This is a genomic window from Stieleria mannarensis, from assembly GCF_014154935.1.
Classification (GTDB): Bacteria; Planctomycetota; Planctomycetia; order Pirellulales; family Pirellulaceae; genus Stieleria; species Stieleria mannarensis.
In genome coordinates, this window is sequence record NZ_JACEHH010000065.1 from 12689 (window position 1) to 33224 (window position 20536).

The following is a 20536-nucleotide window of genomic DNA, read 5'->3' on the forward strand; positions in this document are numbered from 1 at the left end:
GCGTTTGGTGTCATCTAACTTTGGTTGCAGAGTGCAAGTCGCAGACATGGATTATCTTTTCGTCTTTCTGTTCGTATGCTTGGGGGTTGCGATGGTGCTGGGCGGCATCCTGGCGTCGTACTTATTGGCGCCCCGGAATCCAACCAAGGTGAAGCAATCGCCGTATGAATGTGGCGAAGAGACGATCGGATCGTCGTCGATTAACTTCAACGTTGCGTATTATTTGTTTGCGATTCTGTTTTTGGTTTTTGACGTCGAAGCCGCGTTTTTGTTTCCGTGGGCGGTGGTGCTGCGTGAGCTGGGGATCATCGGATTGATCGAGGTGTTGATGTTCGTGCTGGTTTTGGTCGTCGGTCTGGTCTATGCATGGAAGAAGGGGGTGTTGGAATGGGAATCGTAACGGACAAGTTGCCCGGTGCGTTGGAGAAGGTGCCGGGCGGGAATGTCTTGGTGACTCGGTTCGACGAGATCATCAACTGGGCGCGAGCCAACAGCCTTTGGCCGCTGACGTTCGGCACCAGTTGCTGTGCGATCGAGATGTTGATGGCCACCGGTGGCCCGCGGCATGACATGGCACGTTTCGGCGCGGAGGTGGCGCGGCCGTCGCCGCGTCAAGCGGATTTATTGATCCTGGCGGGAACGATCGTCAAACGGATGGCACCGCGTTTGCGGACCTTGTACGAACAGATGGCCGAGCCGCGGTACGTGATCGCCACGGGGGCCTGCACGATTTCCGGCGGCCCGTTTATCTATCACTCCTACACCACCGTGCGGGGTGCCGACGAGATCATTCCGGTCGACGTTTATGTTCCCGGCTGTCCGCCGCGTCCGGAGCAGTTGTTCCACGGTTTGCTGACGTTGCAAAAAATGATCAAGGAGGGCGAGACGATTCGCGAGCCAGGCGTCCGCCGCAAGCCGGTCATCAGCGCGCTTCCCGAAGGCGTGACGATGGAGGACATCCAAGGCGAAATGAAGGAATTGCTGGTCAAGGAAAACGTGGTCGATGTCCACCAAGCGGTCGACAAACTCAAGTGGCCGAGCGGGACCAACGATGGATCGTGAAACATTGCAAGCGGCGGTCTGCCAGCTCGATTCGTCGATCCGGCCGCTGGAGGAAAATGCGGACCGGGCGGCGGTCGTCGTCGAAGCCGCCGCACTGCCGGCGATTTTGCGGCGGCTGCGTGACGAGCCGGAGTTTTCCTTTGCCCAGTTGCTGGACCACGTGGCGGTCGACTGGATCGATCGCGGGCAGTTCGAATTGGTCTATCACCTTTATTCGTTCAAGCACAAGCATTTTCTATTTGTCTCCGTCTTCGTCCCGCGCGAAGATCCCCGTGTCCCGACGGTCTGTCGCCTGTACCCGGTCGCCGAGTGGCAGGAACGCGAGGTGTACGACCTGTTCGGCGTGTTGTACGAGGATCATCCGGATCTCAGGCGGCTGTTTCTGGAGGATGATTGGATCGGGTTTCCGCTGCGCAAGGACTATCAGGACGACTTCATGCTCGACAGGCCAAGATGACCGTAGAAGTTTCATCCCTGAAAGAACTCGTGGAACAAGCCAGCGGAACCAGCGGTTCGCCGGACACCCAAGAGTACTTCGTCAACATGGGCCCGCAGCACCCGTCGACCCACGGCGTGTTGCGGCTGGTGTTGAAACTGGACGGCGAACGCGTTCTGCGATGCATCCCGGTGCTCGGCTATATCCACCGCAGCATCGAGAAGATCTCCGAGCACATGAACTACATGAATTGTGTTCATCTGACCGACCGCATGGATTACCTGTCGTCGATCATGAACAACTGGGCGGTCGCCAAGGCGGTCGAGGAGGCGGCCGGCATCGAGGTGAACGATCGGATCCGGTACATCCGCACGATCTTTGCCGAATTGGAGCGGATCCAGAGCCATCAGTTGTGGTGGGGCGTGTTGGGAATGGACCTGGGGGCGTTCACGCCGTTTTTGTACGGGATCCGTGATCGCGAGGTCCTGAACGACGTGATGGAGGAAACGATCGGTGCCCGGTTGACGATGAACTACGTGCTGCCGGGCGGGCTGATGGCCGACATCCATCCGAATTTCGTCAACCGCGTCAAAGAGTTCATCAAGTATTTCCGTCCCAAGTTGGATGAATACGACGACTTGTTGACGAACAACGTCATCATCCAGGAGCGGCTGCGAAACGTGGGCGTGTTGTCGGCACAAACGGCCGTCCAGTACGGCGCGACGGGGCCGGTATTGCGCGGGTCGGGCGTCGCGTTTGATTTAAGAAAAGACCATCCCTATGGCGTCTATGACCAAGTCGATTTCGAAGTCCCGGTCGGCACGGTCGGTGACAGCTGGGACCGCTACTGGGTGCGGGTCGAGGAGATGCGCCAATCGCTGCGGATCGTCGAACAGCTGCTCGACAACATTCCGCCGGGCGATTTTCTGGTCAAGAAACTGAATTCCAAAATCAAGCTTCCCGAGGGGCGTTATTATAGCCAGCTCGAAACGGCACGCGGGATCCTCGGTGTATTCATCACTTCGGACAAGAAAGACGAACCGTATCGCCTGCACTATCGCTCGCCGAACTTTAACAACCTGTGGTGCCTGGAACCGATGATCAAAGGCGACTACATCGCGTCACTGATCGGGGCCATGTCATCATTGGATCTGGTGATCCCGGACATCGACCGCTAGGGAGGATTTCATCGCTGTGGCACAGGCTCTGATGAATCTGATTTCGACACCGCTGCTGGCTCAGGCTGATCCGGCGTCTGCCGGCGCCGCACCGTCCATGGAACGCGTGCCGACGGTGTCCGAGCGTGCCGCCGAAGCGCTGCAGCACGGCATTTGGGGCGCGGCGTTTTACATCGTGATCGGGTTGGTCGCGGTGTTGATCGTGGTGTCGGTGCTCGGTTTGGTGATGAGCTATATCGAACGCAAGGTGGCCGGTCATTTTCAATGCCGGCTGGGACCGATGCGAGTCGGCCCGCACGGGATTCTGCAATCGTTGGCCGACGGCATCAAGCTGTTGTTCAAGGAAGGCATCGAACCGGGGCACGGCGACAAGGTGATTTTCATCGGCGCGCCGATTTTCAGCATCACGGCCACGATCCTGTTGTTGGCGATCGTCCCGGTGGCCCCCGGGATCCAAGTCGTCGACATGAACGTGGGGGTGGTCTACATCGCGGCGGTCAGCGGTATCGGCGTGATGGGGATTCTGATGGGCGGCTGGAGCAGTGACAACAAGTGGTCACTGTTGGGCGCGATGCGGGCGGGAGCGCAGATGATTTCCTATGAGATCTCGTTGACGATCGCGATCCTGGTGGTGGTGATGTTTTCGGGGACGTTGCGTGTTTCAGAGATCATCGAAAGCCAACAACAGGGCTGGTGGATCTGGCGGGGCCATGGCGTGGCGATCGTCGCATTTTGTTTGTACCTGATCGCGTCCACGGCCGAATTGAATCGGACGCCGTTCGATTTGCCCGAAGGTGAGAGCGAATTGACCGGCGGTTATCACACCGAATACAGCGGTTTGCGGTTTTCGTTCTTTTTTCTCGCCGAATTCGCCAACCTGTTTGTGTTTTCGGCCCTCGCGACGACGTTCTTCCTGGGCGGTTGGTTGCCGTTTCATATCGGCGACTATGAAGGGTTCAACCGCGTGATGGACATCTTGCCGCCGGTGATTTCGCCATTGTTCTGGTTCGGCATCAAATGCACGGCGTTGATCTTTTTGTTGATGTGGTTCCGCTGGACCTTTCCACGGCTGCGCATGGACCAACTGATGCGGCTGGAATGGAAGGTGCTGTTGCCTTTCGGTTTTGCCAACCTGATCCTGGCGGCGACCGTGGTGCTGACCGGACTGTACTTTTTCCCGACCGCGACATGAATGGCGTTTGACCATGGCCACGACGACACCCGACCAAGCGGATACCGAGAGCCCGCCGATGGATTTCGGCGACTTGAAATCACAGTGCGTCGCACCGAGGCCGTCGATCATGGGCCGGCGTCGCAGCCTGTCGGGGATCTTGTGGCTATCCTTCAAAGGAATCTTGCGAGGATTGCTGACGACGCTCAGCTACTTTCGCCGTCCATCGACGGTGGTGACGCAACAGTACCCCGAAAACCGCGACACGTTGCAGATGTTCGAGCGGTATCGCGGGCGATTGTCATTGATTCACAACGAGGACGGCGAACACGGATGCACGGGGTGCCAGATTTGCGAACGCCTTTGCCCCAACGGGTCGATCATCGTCACCAAAGACAAAAAGAACGAAGCGACCGGTAAACCGGCGCTGGACCAATTCATTTGGCGACAGGACACCTGCACGTTTTGCAACATCTGTGTCCTGGTCTGTCCGTTCGACACGCTGGAGATGACCGGCGATTTTGAATCGTCGGTCTATGACCGGCGTCTGCTGGTGTTCAACCTGAACGAGTACGCCGGTCCCACCGCCGACCAGTTGGAAAAGCTCGGCGATGAAGAACTGGCCAAGGCTCAGATGAAACCGATGAACAAGTACCACGGTCCGGTGCCGATGTGCGGCGGCGAGTTGGATGGGATTCCCAAGTTGGACACGGGGAAATCAGACGATGCATGACGGGGCCATTTCGACGGTTTTCTTTTACCTTTTCGCCGCTTCCTCGATCGCGCTCGCACTCGGCGTCGTGCTGGGGCGACGGTTGTTGCGATCGGCGATCTGTTTGATCGGCGTGCTCGGCAGCAGCGCCGGTTTGACACTGGTGCTGGGGTTTGAGTTCGTCGCAGGCATCCAGGTGTTGGTGTTTATCGGTGGCATCGTGGTCATGCTGTTGTTCGCGATCATGATGACCAGCCAAGGGCACACGTTTGAACAACAACCGACACTCCGCCGCCGCGTCGCCGGGGCCACGGTCGCGGCGGCGTTTTTCACGGTCACGTTGTCAGCGTATTTGAATGCCGATTTTCCGGTGCCGACGGCGGAGCAGCTGGCGGTGTCCCATGAAGGGGCCGATGAAATCGGTCGTAAACTGCTCAGCAACCAAGGCGACGGCTACATCGTGCCGTTCGAAGTGATTTCGTTGTTGCTGTTGTCGGCGTTGATCGGCGGTATCGTGATCGCGCGAAAGCATGCGCCGGAAGACGAGGAGTCGGACCAGGACCAGGGATTGGCGAACCATCCATCAGATGTCGGACGTTGACGATGTTGCACCCTCCAACCCTGACGCACTGGCTGGCGCTCTCGGCCTTGCTGTTTTCGATCGGCCTGTACGGCATCTTCACGCGGCGCAATGCCGTCGGGATTCTGTTGTCGATCGAGCTGATGCTGAATTCCGCCGTGCTGAACCTGGTGATCTTCAACCGATTTGTCGCTTCGGGCGATGTCGATGGCCAGGTGATGGCGTTGTTCGTGATCGCCGTCGCGGCGGCCGAGGCGGTGGTGGCGCTGGCGATCTTCGTTTCGTTCTACCGGCATCGCCACACGCTGGATGTGACTGAGGCCAACCAAATTTGCCATCCGGGGAACTCGACGCCGTGACGGGATTCATTTTCGAAAACGCCTGGTTGATTCCGGCCATGCCGTTGATCGCCATCCTACTGATCGCCGTGCTGGCGCGCGGGGAGAACCGTGGCCTGGCCGGGATGATCGGTTCGGCGGCCATCGGGGTGGCGTTCCTGATGACCTGTTGGCTGGGAGTGTCCTATCTGCGGTTGGCCGACCAGGGGGCCGCCGCGGTGACCTGGAGCATCGAGTGGTTGCGCTATCAGGATCATCTGGTCGTTTCACTCGGGACGCTAATCGATCCGATCTCGCTGTTGTTGTTGGTGGTGGTAACCAGTGTCAGCTTGCTGGTCCACGTCTATTCGCTCGGCTACATGGCCGGTGACGAAGGGTTTTCACGCTATTACGTCTTTCTCAGCTTGTTCACGTTCAGCATGTTGGGTTTGGTGCTGGCGCCGAATCTGGTTCAGATGTATGTGTTTTGGGAATTGGTCGGTGTCAGTTCCTTTCTGTTGATCGGATTCTATTACACGTTGCCCGAAGCGATCGCGGCATCGAAGAAGGCGTTCATCGTGACGCGGTTCGCCGATCTGTTTTTTCTGGCCGGGATTCTGGTGCTGGGCTTTTATGTGCATCAGTTGGTCGTTGCCGGTGGCAGCGCCGCTTCGGTCGTCGGCGCAGCGACCACGCAAACGCAGGCTTTGGATTTCGCCACGATCAATGCGGACAGTGTGTTGCTGGCGCTCAAGGGCCAGACGGGCATCTTCGGCACGGACTTGCTGACCGTCGCGATGCTGTTGGTGTTCGTCGGTGCGGCGGGCAAGAGTGCGATGTTTCCGCTGCATGTCTGGCTGCCCGACGCGATGGCCGGGCCGACGCCGGTGTCGGCATTGATCCATGCGGCGACGATGGTGGTCGCCGGCGTTTATCTGGTGGCGCGGATGTTTCCCGGTTTCGCGGCCTCGGAGGATGCGCTCCGCGTCGTCGCCGCGGTGGGCAGTTTTACGTGCTTGTTCGCCGCGGTGATTGCGTGCACCCAGACGGACATCAAACGTGTGCTGGCGTTTTCGACGCTCAGCCAGATCGGATACATGATGTTGGCGTTGGGCGTCGCGTCGGCGGAGCACCCGGCCGGATTCGGGGCGTCGATGTTTCACCTGTACACGCACGCATTCTTCAAGGCCCTGTTGTTCTTGGGTGCCGGTTCGGTGATCCATGCGGTTGGTAGCAACGAGGTGACCGAGATGGGAGGGTTGCGGAAAAAGATGCCTTGGACGCACGCGACGTTTCTGACGGCGACGCTTGCAATCGCCGGCGTGCCTCCGTTGGCCGGGTTCTTTTCAAAGGATGAAATCCTGGGTGCGGCATGGGACGGGCATCACGCGCTGATTTTTGGCGTCGGAGTGTTTGTGGCATCCTTGACTGCGTTTTACATGTTTCGGTTGTACATCCTGACGTTCCTGGGCGGTTGCCGATCGGCGGAGGCCGAGCGTGCCCACGAATCGCCACCGGTGATGACGATCCCGTTGGTCGTTCTCGGTGTGATGTCGCTGTGTGGTGGCTGGATCGGCGTGTCACACTTTGTCTTGCCGGGCGTCGAGCTTCATGCCCACTTGGCGGTGATGGGGATCTCGGTCGCCGCGGCGGCGGTCGGGATCGGAGCCGCGTTTTGGATGTATGGCGGTCAGACGAATCGAGCGGAAACGATCGCGCGGTCGCTCGGTGGCGTTTACCGTCTGGTCAAGCACAAGTTTTACATCGACGAAATCTATTTGTTTTTGACGCACATGATCTTCCGCTTCATCGCCGCACCGGCGGCCTGGTTCGATCGCCATGTCGTCGACGGTGCGATGAATCTGTCGGCGGCGGTGGTCCACCGGTTCGCGGCTGGGATGAACGTGTTTCAGACCGGGCAAGTTCAGACGTACGGGATCTGGATGATCAATGGCACGATCTTGGTCATGGTGTTTCTGTGGCTCGTTCAACGGTAGCGCAGTGGTGCAAGGAATAAGGCTGGAATGAGTTGGTTAAGTCTGCTGATATTGATTCCGCTGGCGACGGCACTGGGTGTCGTCGTGACGCCTGAATCCAAGTGGTATGCCCGGCGTTGGATCGCGTTGTGGGGGACGGGGATCGTGTTGGCGCTGTCATTTGTGATGAGCGCGACGTACATGCAGGCGGTCCAACAGCGTGCCGGGGATGCATCGCTGTTGACGGTTTCCAAGATGGAGTTCGAACACGCCGTGCCTTGGTTTTCCAGCATGGGGATCGAGTATCACGTCGGTGTGGACGGGATTTCGATGGCGATGATCGTGTTGACCGCGATCATCATTTTCACCGGCGTGTTGGCCAGTTGGGACGTCAAGGAACGATCACGCGAATTTTTCGCGTTTCTGTTGGTGTTGGTGACCGGTGTTTTTGGGGTGTTCATCAGCGTCGACCTGTTCCTGTTTTTCGTCTTCTATGAAGTCGCCGTGTTGCCGATGTACTTGTTGATCGGCGTGTGGGGGACGGGCCGCAAAGAATACTCGGCGATGAAGTTGACGTTGATGCTGATGGTCGGATCGGCATTCGTGTTGGTCGGATTGTTGGCGCTTTATCACGCGGCCGGGGCGGCGACGTTTGATTTGAACAAGTTGGCGATGGTCGACTATTCTGCCGATTTGCAATCCTGGGTTTTTCCCTGTGTGTTCGTCGGGTTCGGGGTGCTGGGGGCACTGTTTCCGTTTCACACCTGGTCGCCCGACGGTCACGCGTCGGCACCCACGGCCGTCTCGATGCTGCACGCCGGTGTGCTGATGAAATTGGGTGGTTACGGCGTGTTGCGGGTGGCGGTGTACCTGATGCCCGAAGGGGCAAAGCAGTGGGCGCTATTCTTCCTGGTGCTGACCACCATCAACATCGTGTACGGCGCCTATGCGGCGATCAAACAGACCGATCTGAAGTACTTCACCGCGTATTCGTCGGTCAGCCATTGCGGGTTTGTCCTGTTCGGCCTGTGCTCGCTGAACCTGATGGGATTCAAGGGGGCGGTGATCCAGATGTTCAGCCACGGGATCATGACGGGGCTGTTTTTCGGGTTGATCGGGATGGTTTACGGGCGTTCGAAGACGCGTGATTTGACCAAGATGGGAGGTCTGTCGAGGCGGATGCCCTGGTTGGCGACCAGTTTTTATATCGGCGGTTTGGCGTCGCTGGGGCTGCCGGGGTTGTCGGGGTTTGTCGCCGAGTCGACGGTTTTTCTGGGCGGATTCTTCGGCAACCGCTGGGTCGATTCGAGCACGATGCGTGTTTGCACCTTGCTTGCGACGTCTTCGATCGTGGTGACCGCGGTTTATGTGTTACGCGGGCTGGCGCGTGTGTTTCAAGGCAAAATCTCCAATCCACAATTCAACCAGCTCGACGACGCCACCGTCGCGGAAAAGCTTTGCACGGGAATTCTGGTCGCCACGTTGGCGATCGTCGGAATGTATCCGCCGGTGCTGATCGACTTGATCGAACACGCGATTGTTCCGATCGTCAATCGTTTTTAAAACACGGCCGACATCACCACCTCATCGACATCATGTATCTACAACCGGAAATCATTGTCATCACGACCGCCTTTGCGGTGCTGGGCATGGAAATGTTTTTGCCGCCGCGTCATCGGCCCTGGCAGACGCCGGTGACGTTGTTGGGGTTGGCGATCGGGCTGGCGGCGGTCGTCGATCTGATGATCCGCGGCGAGGGAGAATTTCTGAACGGCCAGTTTCGATTCGACGGCGTCACCGGATGGTTCAAGATCTCGTTCTTGTCGGCCGGGCTGCTGACGGTCTTGCTGTCGGCTGATTTGCTCGGTGGCCGGATCAAAGCAGTTCCGGGGCGAGATCGAGGCCTGTTGTATCGGGGCGAGTTTTACACGGTGATGTTGTTCAACCTGGTGGGGGCGATGTTTCTGATTTCGGCCACCAATTTGGTCAATCTGTATGTCTGTTTGGAATTGGCGACGATCCCGCTGTATCTGATGGTCGCATGGCGGCGCGGTGACCCGCTGTCGTCCGAAGCCGGGATGAAGTACAGCATCTTGGGGGCAACGTCCACCGGCGCCTTGCTGTTCGGGTTGGGGCTGCTGTACGGGCTGACCGGATCGGTCGATCTATTGACGATGGGCGAACAGTTGAGTTTTGGGCCGGCGACCAAACTGGCGATCGCGATGGTCATTGTCGGGATCGGGTTCAAGCTGACGCTGGTGCCGTTTCACATGTGGGCGGCCGATGTCTATCGCGGCGCCCCGCTGCCGGTGACGGCCTATTTGTCGGTTGCATCCAAAGCGGCCGGGCTGGCATTCATGTTTCAGCTGTTCTATCGCGTGCTGGGAAATGGTTTGGCCGATGTCTCGATGGCATTGGCCGTGTTGGCCGCGGTGACGATGACGTTGGGAAATGTCGTGGCGGTGGTGCAAACCAACATCAAACGCTTCATGGCGTTCAGCGCGATCTCACAGGCGGGTTACCTGATCATGGGATTCCTTGATCGCAGCGGCGCCCCGAGCATGGTGTATTACATGCTGGTCTATGTGGTCACCAACATGCTGGTCTTCGGTGTGATCGGGTTCTATTTGAACGAGACCGGGCGGGAGCAGATCGAGGACTACCGTGGTTTGGCGCGGACCAATCCGCTGGTCGCTCTGGCGATGATGCTGGGGTTGTTCAGCTTGGCCGGGATCCCGCCGCTTTCCGGGTTCGTCGGCAAATTTTTCTTGTTCAGCGTGGCGTCCAAGGCTGGGTTTCATTGGTTGGTGGCGGTCGCGGCGATCAATTCAACGATCTCGCTGTACTACTACCTGCGGATCGTCAGGCAGATGTATATCGAGCCTGGGTTTGAAGATGATCCGCCGATCCGTCCGTCACGGTCGATCGTCACGGCGATGGGGCTTTCGACCGTGTTGATGATTGTGTTGGGAATCGTTCCGTTTTTCTACGAAACGATTTACGAACAATCACGTCAATGGATGGCGGGAGCGTTTTAGAACTTGGTTCCGTTCAGGATGGAGCCGTTCTTGATGACGATCGAGATCCCGTCGCGGACTTGCAGCGGCTCGTCTTCGCCGAGTGAGTCGACGTTTTCGGCGTTGGTGATCGAAACGTCGGTTCCGATCCGGGAGTTTTTGTCCAGGATGGCCCCGCTGATGACGCTGTTGTTGCCGATGCCGACGGGGATTCGCCCGGGAGGCAAGGTTTCGGGGTCTTCGATGTAGTCGGCGCCCATGACGACGCTGTTTTTGATCGTGACGTTGTCACCGATGGTGGTTCGCAATCCGATCACGCTGTGCTCGATCGTGACGTTGTTTCCGATGTGGCAGCCGTCGGCGATCAGGCTGCCGCGGATGGTGACGTCGTCGCCGACCACGGTGGGCGGCAAGAAGCGCGGGCGGCTGTAGATCGGCGCGTTGAAGCTGCCGAGTTGAAACGGCGGTGCTTTGCTGGCCAGTGAGAGGTTGGCTTCGTAGAACGCGCGGATCGTTCCGATGTCTTCCCAGTAGCCGTCGAACAGGTGCACTTGGACTTTGCGTTTGTCGATCGCCGCCGGGAACACTTCTTTGCCGAAGTCGGAATGGTCGTTGCCGTGCAGCAGATCAACCATGACGTCTTTCTTAAAGATGTACAGTCCCATGCTGGCCAGGCAGTCGCGTCCCTTGCTGGGGATGCCGCGGGCGTCGATCCAGGCCGGATCCATGCGGACCTTTGCGATTTCCTCTTCGGTTTGCGGTTTTTCGACAAACCCTGTCACTCGGCCGTCGTCATTGAGTTGCATGATCCCCAGCGCGCCGGCGTCTTTGCGATCAACGGGGATGCCGGCGATGGTCGCGTCGGCGCCCGAGTCGATGTGCGACTTCATCATGTCGCGAAAATCCATCCGATACAGTTGGTCGCCGGACAGGATCAGGATGTGTTCGATTTCCGGTTGATCGATGTAGCGCAGGTTCTTGCGAACGGCATCGGCGGTGCCCTGATACCAATCGGTTCCGGCATCGACCGTCTGTTGGGCGGCGAGTAGTTCGACGAAGCCGCCGGTGAATTGGTCGAATCGATAGGTTTGACGCAGGTGGCGGTGCAGGCTGACCGAGAGGAATTGGGTCAACACGAAAACGCGACGCAGGCCACTGTTGATGCAGTTGGAAATCGGGATGTCGATCAAGCGGTACTTGCCCGCCAGCGGGACGGCGGGTTTGGCGCGGATCTTTGTCAACGGAAACAGCCGCGTACCGCGACCGCCGCCGAGAATCAGCGCGATTGTGTTTTTTGACAGGTCCATCGGGTAGTCGGAATGAGAAGTCATGCGAATCAGCAGGGGTGTTAGGAATAGTGGGAGTGGGATTCGAATGCGGCGATTCAAATGAAGATTATGGAGGCTTCCACGTTCTAATGCACGCGACGATCGCGGGAAAGGTTCCAGAGGCTACCAATATTTTTCAAAATGGATTCTGCCGGGGCCGCTGCCGTGGATTTCGTGGCGAAAACCGGCCTCGATCAACAACGGCAACATCCCGCACTTTTTCGGCGGATCGACGCCCGGCGGAACGTAGCCGATCATGTCCGGGTTGCCGCACAAAAAGACGTGGGTGTTGGTCGGCGAAAGCGGATCGCCGGCGTCCTTGGCGAGTTGCCCGCTGGTGTAATAATCCTGGATGTATTGTTTGCCGACGTAACCCGGCAAGTCGGGGTCCAGATTGACCGCTTCGCGCGTCGTGCAGGGCAGGTAGCAGTAGTTGGGAAACTGTTCCATCAGCGAAAGATGCAGCGAATGGTAGGCCAGGTCGCGAAAGTAGCGAACGCAACAGGCGTTGATGATCCGCCCCTTGTGACCGCCGGCCAACAGCGATGCGGTCATCGCGTTGTGGGGCGCCTCGCCGGTGCCGGTCCCGAGCATCAACACGGTTGCGTCGGGGGCGGGGCTGCCGAGGGTGTAGGTGCCGACGAATTTTTTTCCGATCGCGATCCGGTCTCCTTTGCCCAAACAGAAAAGTCTGGGGGTCAAGGCCGGCGGTGCTTTGTCGGGGCTGTCGGCGGCACGGACCAACACGATGTAGAATTCCAGGTAGTCGATGGAGTCCACCGGCGCAAGGGCGTGCTGATCATCCAACAGCGGGCAGGAGACCGAGTAGGCGCGTTTGACGACGCGCGAGCGTTTGTTTTCGGGCACGTCATCGTCCTGGGTGCCTTCCAAGCGAGGCTCCCAAAGCCCCAGTCCCAGCGTCACGTATTGGCCGGCTAGAAACGGCGGAACCCCGTCATCGGGGCGGATCCGAAACCGAGCCAGATTCTCGTGGCAATCGATTCTTTCGATGATCGTCGCGTTATAATAATGGGCCCGCAGGGCTTGGACGTCCATTTCTGAGGGGTTCTCCGAGACGGGCACGTGTTTCTCCGAACGAAGGCTGACGGGGGTGCAAAATCGCAAACCCAGGAAAAATGCCGCAGTAATCACACCGTTCTCGCAATATACTGAACTTCCGAGCCGCTGGTCGCCCACCGCCCCGCGTTCCCAGCTGTGTCCCCCGTTTGTTCCCCGATCGTCGCGAGCCGTTTCACCATGCCACTCCGCACCGATTATCGCCGCCGCACCAAGGAGGCGTCCCGCCGTGTGACCGTTGGGTTTGCGATCGCCGCCATGGTGACCGCTTGGAGCGGACTGATTGGCCCCGCCGGCAGATCGCTCGCCGCCGAGCGGTGGACCAGTTTGGACGGATCACGCACGGTGGAAGCGGACTTCATCGGATTGTGGGGCAACAACGTGGTGTTGGAGTTGCCCGGATCGCGACGCGTGTCCGTCAGTGTCGATGATCTAATCGCCGACAGTCGAATCCAAGCGCGTCGATTGGACGAGGAACAGCGGCGCAAACGCGCCGAATTGCGGCAACAAATCCTGGCGGAGGCCAAAGAGGCGGCCGCACCGGCGCCGACACCGCTGCCGGCCCCCCCGACACCCCCGCCCTACCAGCGACTGAGTTCCACCGGCGGGCTGCTGGCACAACTGGAATGGATGGACCAGCAAAACAAAAACGGACACGGGCTGATCGCGGCCTTCGACTTGTTGCCGCTGAATTACCAGAATGATCTGGAGCGATTGACGCGGATGAGCGTCGCCAAGCTGGACATGCCCGGGATGCGCCAAACGTTGACCTCGGTTCACTCGATCGGTGACCTGATCATCACGCGACAACGTTGGGTTTTCTCGCACCCGCGTTTGCAAGGAATCGATGCCGATTCCCGAGACAGGTTGAAATCGTTGTTGTTGTCGATCGGCGGGCTGCTCCGCGATGGTATCGATCCGGACCAGCTGCGGTTGGAAGAACTGTCGACGAAATCGCTGCGGACATGGCTGCTCGAATTGGACGGACGCTTGGCGCCCCATATCGCATCGATGTATGAGCAGATGGAGATGCTGGGGATCGAGCCCTTGTCGTATGAAGTCAAAGATGAGAAGGACGGCAAAGCGACGGTCGAAATCAGCTACGGCGACGTCAAACAAAGCATGAACTTCATCACGGTCGATGGCATCTGGATGCCGGCCGATTCGGACGTCGAAAAATGGGCCGAAGCGATGAAGACGTGGGAAGACACGCTGGCCGGAACCGCCGACGGATCGTTGTTGGGCGGCGGGCTTGCGGAAATGGTGCCGTTGATGTTGGACCCGATTTTGCAGCCCGCCCTTGCAGCCCAATCGGCGCGTGAGTTCCACTCGGCGATGGACGGCTGGTTCGCCATGACCGCTCCCCTGGTCACCCAAATGCAGCGTTTCGGCGTCGGGAATCGTCGCGGCATGAATTCCTACGGGGATGGCTATGACGACTACGACATGGAAATGGAGATGGACATGCAGATGGAGATGGAAATGGAAATGGAGATGAACATGCCGACGGACGGTTTTTAAGTCGTTTGTTGCAAGTTGGACGGAAACAATAAAGCTATGACGGAGTCGACGTCACCCTCGGTTCCACAACGGATTGCGGTGATCGGCGGTGGCCTTTCGGGACTGGCCACCGCGTTCTATCTGAGACGATTTTTACCCCACGCGATCATCAAGGTTTACGAATCGTCGTCGCGGTTGGGGGGAGTGATCCATACCGAGCGCATCGAGACGCCCGGGCATGGTCGCTTTGTGATCGATCACGGGGCCGACATGTTTGCGACCGAGCCGCCGGCGGCGATCCAGCTGTGTCGTGATTTGGGAGTCGAAGATCAGTTGATCGTCCCCGACACCTCGCGCGCCGGAGCGATGATCGTGCACCGAGGCAAATTGGTGCCCATCCCTGACGGCTTTGTCTTGATGCGGGCGACGAAGCTTTGGCAGATGGTGACGACGCCGCTGTTGTCGATCCCCGGCAAGTTGCGATTTTTGGCTGAACGGTTCGTCGGCGGGCAAGCGAATCCGAACACCGGGGCCGACGACGTCAGCGTCGCAGATTTCGTTCGCCATCGAATGGGCGGTGAAGTGCTCGATCGGCTGGTCGGGCCCCTGGTCGCAGGCATCTACACCGCCGACATCGAAAAGCTGAGCATGAACGCGACGATGGCTCCGATGGTCGCGATGGTCAAGAAACACGGTTCGCTGGCCAAGGCGACCTTCGCCCGGCGGCGCGAGAACCAGGACGTGACCGAACGAAACAGTGCCGGGGCGCGGTACGAAAAATTCCGCGGCTTTCCCAACGGCATGAAGCAATTGATCGACACGCTTGCTGCGGTGATCGGCGAGGAATCGATTCAGACCGACACGCCGATCACGGCCCTGCATTACACCGCCGACCGTTCGCAGCGATGGGAATTGAGCTTCGATCACGGGGCGGAGTCCTTTGACCAAGTCGTCTTGGCCGCGCCGGCCGCGGCTTCGGCCAGACTGCTTCGCTCGATCGATGACGCCGCGGTTGAAACGCCTTGCCAAACCGCAGCCGACGCGCTTGCATCGATCCAATCCGCGTCGACCGCGATCGCCGTGCTGTGCGTTCGCAAGTCCCAGATCGCGCGGTTGCCACACCAGTTCGGATTCGTCGTTCCCAAAATCGAAAATCGCAAGATCCTGGCGGTCAGCTTTGCCAGTTTTAAGTATCCGATCCGCTGCCCCGAGGACCATGTGATCATCCGAGTGTTTGTCGGAGGGGCGCTGCAGCCGGAATTGTTGCAGCAGAGCGACGACCAACTGGTTGACATGGTTCGCGGTGAGCTGGCCGAGCTGATCGGAATGACCGGCCGGGAAACGCTTGCCCGCGTCGTTCGATGGAACGATGCCATGCCCCAGTACCACGTCGGTCATTTGAAACGCGTCGAAGCGATCGAAGCCGCGATGGCACAGATTCCGCACCTGCATCTGGTCACCAACGCCTTACGCGGCGTCGGGATCGCCCCGGTGATCGCGGCGGGAAAAAAGACGGCCAAAACGATAAGCGGGGCCGAGTGAAACGGCGTTGTTTTCGGTAGACTGGTGGGGCTCCGCTCTCCCACCTTCCCTCCGCCTCTTGGACGATTGTGATTCCATGATCCGTCTTTTCTTCGCCGGCATGATTGGTTTGTGTGTGATTCCGGTCGTCGCGGAAGAACGCTTCCGATTGACCGATGTGCACGGAACGATCGTCAGAGATTTACTTGCGTGATCGACCGGCGGGCGGCTTTTCCCACAAGCTGACAAAGCACTCGTATTCCGCCGCAGCGCTTGCGGGTAGTGGACGAGGCGACGAGTCCATTCGGCTTGCGTACCGCGAGGACTCCTCGCGTCGTCCACTACCGTCTACCGGAGTGCTAAGGCGCGAACCTTTGGCGCTGCGGGTTTGTCGAGCCAGAGGGATCATCATGTTCGATCCTGCTTTCTCGTTTCCCCCCTGTCATGCGAACCGTCCATTGAACGACTCAGGCGATGACCCTCCCAGCCGATTCGCGTCGGGGATTCTATTGGCGGTCGTGGGGACGTTTCTGTTCGCGCTCAAGTCAATTTTCATCAAATTGGCGTTCGCCGCCGGCGCCGAGCCGACGATGTTGCTGGTGATCCGGCTCGCTTTTGCACTACCGTTTTATGTCGGCGTGCTGTGGCAGGTGCATTGTGATCCGGCGACCCGGCCGATCGGTCGGCCGCTGGTGATGCGGGCGATCGGGATGGGTTTTTTGGGCTATTACCTGGCGTCGTATTTGGATCTTAGCGGGTTACAGTACATCACCGCCCAATTGGAGCGATTGACGCTGTTTGTTTATCCCGCAATCGTCGCGATCCTGGCCTGGCTGTTCCTCGGTGAACGCTTGCACCGGCGGATCATTCTGTCGATCGTGTTGTGTTACTGTGGCGTCGCCATCATGTATGGCCAAGAACGACTGGTCGCCGACGGAACTCAGGTCACCTGGGGCGTCGTGCTGGTCAGCGGTGCGGCGGTCAGCTATGCGGTTTATATCTTGCTGGCCAAGCCGACGATGGCGGTGATGGGCAGTCGCCGATTTACGAGTTTGGCGATGATCGGATCGACGGGGTTCATCGGTCTGCACTTTTTGGCGACCCGCGAGGTGTCGCAATTGATCACCGCATCGCCAGTCGTCTATGCGTACGGATTTGTGTTGGCGATCGTTTGCACCTTGATCCCCAGCTTCATGATCAACGAGGCGATCATGCGGGTCGGTGCGACACGGACGGCGGTGATCGGCAGTGTTGGTCCGGTGTTGACGATGTTGTTAGCGATCGGCGTCCTGGGGGAACCGTCGTCACCGTGGCACTTCGTCGGGATGGGAACCGCGATCGTCGGCGTCGGTTTGGTGACACGAAAGTGAGTCGCTAGCGAGATGCTTCTCTTTGAGTACGATGGCCTTTCCGGGCCGTCGCCTGCTGGAGCTCCCCGCGCTGCTTGGGGCGTCAAATGTGTTTCTGGTGCATTTCACGTCGAGCGGCGTTGCGCGAAACAATTACAACACCAACCGCATCGCGGTTGCACGCCAACGGCGTGTCACAACAAAGCTTGGGGTCGCGGTAGCGCACCCCAAGATCAGACGAACCAAGCCCGCCAACCCCAACGGGGTTGAACAACACTCGCCCACCGAGTCACGCGACCGTCTCGCGGTCCGTTGGCATTGCCTCGTTTGTTGAACCCCGATGGGGTTCCGATTCTCATTTTTTCCAGGCCCCGGGGTGCGCTTCGCGACCCCGGGCTGTGTTGTGGCACCGCTCTGCGGTGAAAGTCGAGGGACGCGATCTGCGTCGAAAACAGGCCAATGCCCTATGTCTTGTTGGGCTACATCACTTTTCTGAAAAACAAATTGTTCTGTAATCTATTTCATGTCCCTCGCAGCGATAGGCGACCGCCCGTGGGGCTCTGCGCGACACGACCTAGAAAGGACGTCGTACACCGATCCACCGACCATCTCTTACTCAACCGGCCAGATCACTTGGATTCGTCACGTTGGGGTTCAGTCGTAGGCTGGACGGTCGTTGGAGGCGATTTCCGTTCGATGTAGCTTTGGATCTTACGTTCCAGGACCGGCAAGGGGATGGATCCGGAGCGGAGGACTTCGTCGTGAAATTCGCGGACGTCGAATGCATCACCCAGTTGTTTTTCGGCGCGTGTCCGCAGGTCCGTGATGAACAGCTCACCGACCTTGTATCCCAGGGCTTGTCCGGGCCAGCCGATGTAGCGATCGACTTCGGCGACGATGTTGTGCTCTGAAAGCGCCGTGTTCTCTTTCATGTAGGCGATCGCTTGCTGCCGGGGCCAACCTTTGGCGTGGATGCCGGTGTCGACCACCAATCGACTCGCCCGCCACGCTTCCATGCTCAATCGACCAAATTCCTGGTACGGGTCTTTATAGAATCCCAGTTCACCACCCAGATTTTCGCTGTACAACGCCCAGCCTTCGATGAACGCCGTGAAGTTGCTCTGCTTTCGGATCGGGTGCAGCCCTTCCAATTCGGCTTGCAGGGCGAGTTGCAGGTGGTGGCCCGGGACCGCTTCGTGGAACGACAGCGCCTCGAGTTGGTACAGCGGACGGGCGGACAGGTTGTACGTGTTGACGTAGTAGAAACCGCCTCGTGATCCGTCGGTCGCGGGAGGCCAGTAATAGGCCGAGGTCGTTTGCGGCGCGACATAATCGGGGACTTCTCGGATCCCATAAGGCGTTCGAGGCAGCTTGCCGAACAGCGTCGGGAGCCGGCCGTCGACTTGTTTCAAGATGTAGGCGACTTCCTTGAGCAATTCTTCTTTGGTCTTGGGATAAAACTTCGGATCGGTCCGCAAGTGCGCCAAGAACGCTTGCAGGTCACCGTCAAAGTTCACGCGTTCTTTGATCGCGATCATCTGGGATCGAATCCGCGCGTTCTCACGAATCCCCGTCTGGTGCAGTTCATCGGGTGTCATCGCCAGCGTCGTGAACTTGCGGATCTGGGCCTGGTACAGTTCCCGTCCGCCGGGCAGGGATCGTGCGGCGATGCCACCGCGACAGGCCGGCACGTAGGATTGGTCCAAAAAGTCCGCGAAGGCACGAAAGGAGGGGATGACGCTGTTTTCGATCGCCTGGATCAATTCCGGACGCAGCTGTTTCCAGTCCTCTTCGGACAATTTGGCGATCGATTCTTCGGCCAGATTCGTCAGAAACAGCGACTGCTCGGGATCGTCAACCACATGGGCCCGTGCCTGCCGAACGCTGTCACGCATGATGATGGCCGGTTGCGTCAAACCGGCTTCGACGCCGCGACGCAAAAGTGCGATTTGTTCCTGGACATAACGGGGAAACTCGTTCAGCCGTGCGATGTAGTTTTCAAAATCCTGGCGTGAATCGGGATTCATCTGCCGCGGCAACTCGGGCAGCCCGATGTGGAATCCTTCGCGATTGTTGATCGGCATCAGGTGCAAACCCAGCCGGTAATCGGTCCGCTCGGTTTCCAGTTTGCGCCGCAACAGATCCACGTCGACCTGGTCTTCGGCATCGAGCGACTGGAGATCGATCGCGTCGAGCGATTGCAAAAACTCGGCGCGGGCCTGGTCACGACGCTCGAAATCGGCGGCGGTGTTGCTGGCCAGCCGGTCTTGTCCGCGCGGATCGCCGACATCGGTCGCCAGCAGCGGATACTCGTCGAGCTCGAATTCCCAAACGCGATCCATCAACGCGCGTAGTGTCGCGTCCGCCGGCCGGGAAACCGAGTCATCGGCATGGGAAGTCGGGGTCAGCAGCAGCGCCGAAACGCAGACAACAACGAGCCGGACACACGTAGCTACCTTCGCCAGAAGGTGGATCCACAGCATCTTCCACACTCTGGTGAACGTCGCTACGAGAAAATGGGGCTGTCGAGCAAAGTACATCATCAGTTTGATTGTTGGGCGCGAAACTTTCCGGGTGAGACACCGAAGGTGCGTCGGAATTGACGTGTGAACGCGCTTTGGTCGCTATAGCCGGACGAGAGCGCGATGGAGACGATCGAATCGTCGGTCTGACGTAGCTTGGTCGCTGCGGCGCTCATCCGCAACTGCAACACCAGTTGGGAGGATGAGATTCCGTAGACCTCGCGACAGCGTCGGTCGAGTTGATAGGACGACATGCCGACCCGATCGGCCAATTCCGCCGTTCGCAACGGTGTTTCCAAATGGCGTTTGATGTAGTCGATGGTGTCGGCCAGCTGATTCAGGTCGCTCGCGTCTTCGCCGGGTGATTGAAGGTCACGTGACATCCCCACCACGCCGACGACGGATCCGTCGGCGCCCTTGAGCGGCAATTTGGTGGTCAGGCACCAGCCGGTGACGTTCGACGGATAAACATGGCGTTCCAGTTCGTCGATCAAGGGCTGTTGGGATTGGATGACGGACAGGTCTTGATCCAGGAACCCGCTTCCGAATTCCCCGCCAAAGACTTCTTCGGACGTCTTGCCGATCAAGTCGCTTTTTTGATTTGCACCGCTGCGCTCAACCAGGGTGTCGTTGACGACCACATAACGCCCTTGGCGGTCTTTGACGAAATAGACAATGTCCGTCAGGTGGTCAAACACCGCTTCGCTGACGAAGGGATCGGCCAGCCGCCCGGCGAGTGACTCTCTGGGGTCGCCGCTGTCTGCTGCGTGGGGTGTGCGCAATTTTTGGC

General features: G+C 58.8%; 18 protein-coding genes. 14 read left to right on the forward strand and 4 right to left on the reverse strand.

Translation table 11 applies throughout. From position 1 onward, the window contains the following. The first annotated feature begins 46 nt into the window (after window positions 1–46). Genes H1B37_RS29065 through H1B37_RS29115 form a run of 11 tightly spaced genes read left to right on the forward strand, consistent with a single transcriptional unit; the run spans window position 47 to window position 10470 of the window. Complete coding sequence (locus H1B37_RS29065) at window positions 47–400, forward strand: NADH-quinone oxidoreductase subunit A (protein ID WP_182870796.1); 354 nt, start codon at window positions 47–49, stop codon at window positions 398–400. Continuing rightward, entirely contained in the window at window positions 388–1062 is a 675-nt protein-coding gene (locus tag H1B37_RS29070; protein WP_182870797.1) for an NADH-quinone oxidoreductase subunit B, read from the forward strand. The genes H1B37_RS29065 and H1B37_RS29070 overlap by 13 nt, the downstream gene beginning before the upstream one ends. Next, entirely contained in the window at window positions 1052–1519 is a 468-nt protein-coding gene (locus H1B37_RS29075; RefSeq protein WP_182870798.1) for an NADH-quinone oxidoreductase subunit C, read from the forward strand. Before H1B37_RS29070 ends, H1B37_RS29075 begins: the two co-directional genes overlap by 11 nt. Further along, the gene (locus tag H1B37_RS29080) at window positions 1516–2676 is read left to right on the forward strand and encodes an NADH-quinone oxidoreductase subunit D (RefSeq protein WP_182870799.1); all 1161 of its coding nucleotides are present in this window, start codon (window positions 1516–1518) and stop codon (window positions 2674–2676) included. The genes H1B37_RS29075 and H1B37_RS29080 overlap by 4 nt, the downstream gene beginning before the upstream one ends. 31 nt (window positions 2677–2707) lie before the next feature. Then, on the forward strand, window positions 2708–3868 hold the full coding sequence (nuoH, locus tag H1B37_RS29085) for an NADH-quinone oxidoreductase subunit NuoH (RefSeq protein WP_286178330.1): 1161 nt from the start codon (window positions 2708–2710) through the stop codon (window positions 3866–3868). 13 nt (window positions 3869–3881) lie between these two features. Then, window positions 3882–4580 (forward strand): 4Fe-4S binding protein, encoded by a 699-nt coding sequence (locus H1B37_RS29090; RefSeq protein ID WP_182870800.1) that lies wholly within the window; start codon window positions 3882–3884, stop codon window positions 4578–4580. Further along, complete coding sequence (locus H1B37_RS29095; protein WP_182870801.1) at window positions 4573–5160, forward strand: NADH-quinone oxidoreductase subunit J family protein; 588 nt, start codon at window positions 4573–4575, stop codon at window positions 5158–5160. Before H1B37_RS29090 ends, H1B37_RS29095 begins: the two co-directional genes overlap by 8 nt. 2 nt (window positions 5161–5162) lie before the next feature. Beyond that, the gene (gene nuoK, locus H1B37_RS29100; RefSeq protein WP_182870802.1) at window positions 5163–5498 is read left to right on the forward strand and encodes an NADH-quinone oxidoreductase subunit NuoK; all 336 of its coding nucleotides are present in this window, start codon (window positions 5163–5165) and stop codon (window positions 5496–5498) included. After that, window positions 5495–7453 carry an NADH-quinone oxidoreductase subunit L gene (gene nuoL / locus H1B37_RS29105; RefSeq protein ID WP_220498423.1) on the forward strand — a complete coding sequence of 653 codons (1959 nt, stop codon included), beginning with the start codon at window positions 5495–5497 and terminating at the stop codon, window positions 7451–7453. The genes nuoK and nuoL overlap by 4 nt, the downstream gene beginning before the upstream one ends. Window positions 7454–7480: 27 nt before the next feature. After that, window positions 7481–8995: a complex I subunit 4 family protein gene (locus H1B37_RS29110; protein WP_182870803.1), complete on the forward strand. Its 1515-nt coding sequence runs from the start codon at window positions 7481–7483 to the stop codon at window positions 8993–8995. Between the two features lie 32 nt (window positions 8996–9027). Further along, the gene (locus H1B37_RS29115) at window positions 9028–10470 is read left to right on the forward strand and encodes an NADH-quinone oxidoreductase subunit N (protein WP_182870804.1); all 1443 of its coding nucleotides are present in this window, start codon (window positions 9028–9030) and stop codon (window positions 10468–10470) included. Here H1B37_RS29115 and H1B37_RS29120 read toward each other — a convergent pair. Both H1B37_RS29120 and H1B37_RS29125 read right to left on the reverse strand, forming a co-directional pair. Next, window positions 10467–11780, reverse strand: coding sequence for a glucose-1-phosphate adenylyltransferase (locus H1B37_RS29120; RefSeq protein WP_286178331.1), 1314 nt, complete (start codon window positions 11778–11780; stop codon window positions 10467–10469). The genes H1B37_RS29115 and H1B37_RS29120 overlap by 4 nt on opposite strands. A gap of 120 nt (window positions 11781–11900) precedes the next feature. After that, complete coding sequence (locus H1B37_RS29125; protein ID WP_182870805.1) at window positions 11901–12833, reverse strand: ferredoxin--NADP reductase; 933 nt, start codon at window positions 12831–12833, stop codon at window positions 11901–11903. Between the two features lie 201 nt (window positions 12834–13034). On the opposite strand from H1B37_RS29125, the gene H1B37_RS29130 reads away from it, so the two are divergent. The 3 genes from H1B37_RS29130 (at window position 13035) to H1B37_RS29140 (ending at window position 17245) form a co-directional block, all read left to right on the forward strand. Further along, a complete protein-coding gene (locus tag H1B37_RS29130; RefSeq protein ID WP_182870806.1) occupies window positions 13035–14375 on the forward strand; it encodes a hypothetical protein in 1341 nt (446 codons plus the stop codon). Window positions 14376–14411: 36 nt separating this feature from the next. Beyond that, window positions 14412–15896, forward strand: a complete 1485-nt coding sequence (gene hemG / locus H1B37_RS29135) for a protoporphyrinogen oxidase (RefSeq protein WP_182870807.1) — start codon at window positions 14412–14414, stop codon at window positions 15894–15896. 437 nt (window positions 15897–16333) lie between these two features. Then, window positions 16334–17245, forward strand: a complete 912-nt coding sequence (locus H1B37_RS29140) for a DMT family transporter (protein ID WP_286178332.1) — start codon at window positions 16334–16336, stop codon at window positions 17243–17245. Window positions 17246–17853: 608 nt separating this feature from the next. Here the strand turns inward: H1B37_RS29140 and H1B37_RS29145 are convergent. Together H1B37_RS29145 and H1B37_RS29150 are read right to left on the reverse strand one after the other, a co-directional pair. Beyond that, entirely contained in the window at window positions 17854–19707 is a 1854-nt protein-coding gene (locus H1B37_RS29145) for a DUF885 domain-containing protein (protein WP_220498424.1), read from the reverse strand. A 59-nt stretch (window positions 19708–19766) separates the two neighbouring features. Continuing rightward, a complete protein-coding gene (locus H1B37_RS29150; RefSeq protein WP_182870810.1) occupies window positions 19767–20528 on the reverse strand; it encodes an AraC family transcriptional regulator in 762 nt (253 codons plus the stop codon). Window positions 20529–20536: the final 8 nt, after the last annotated feature.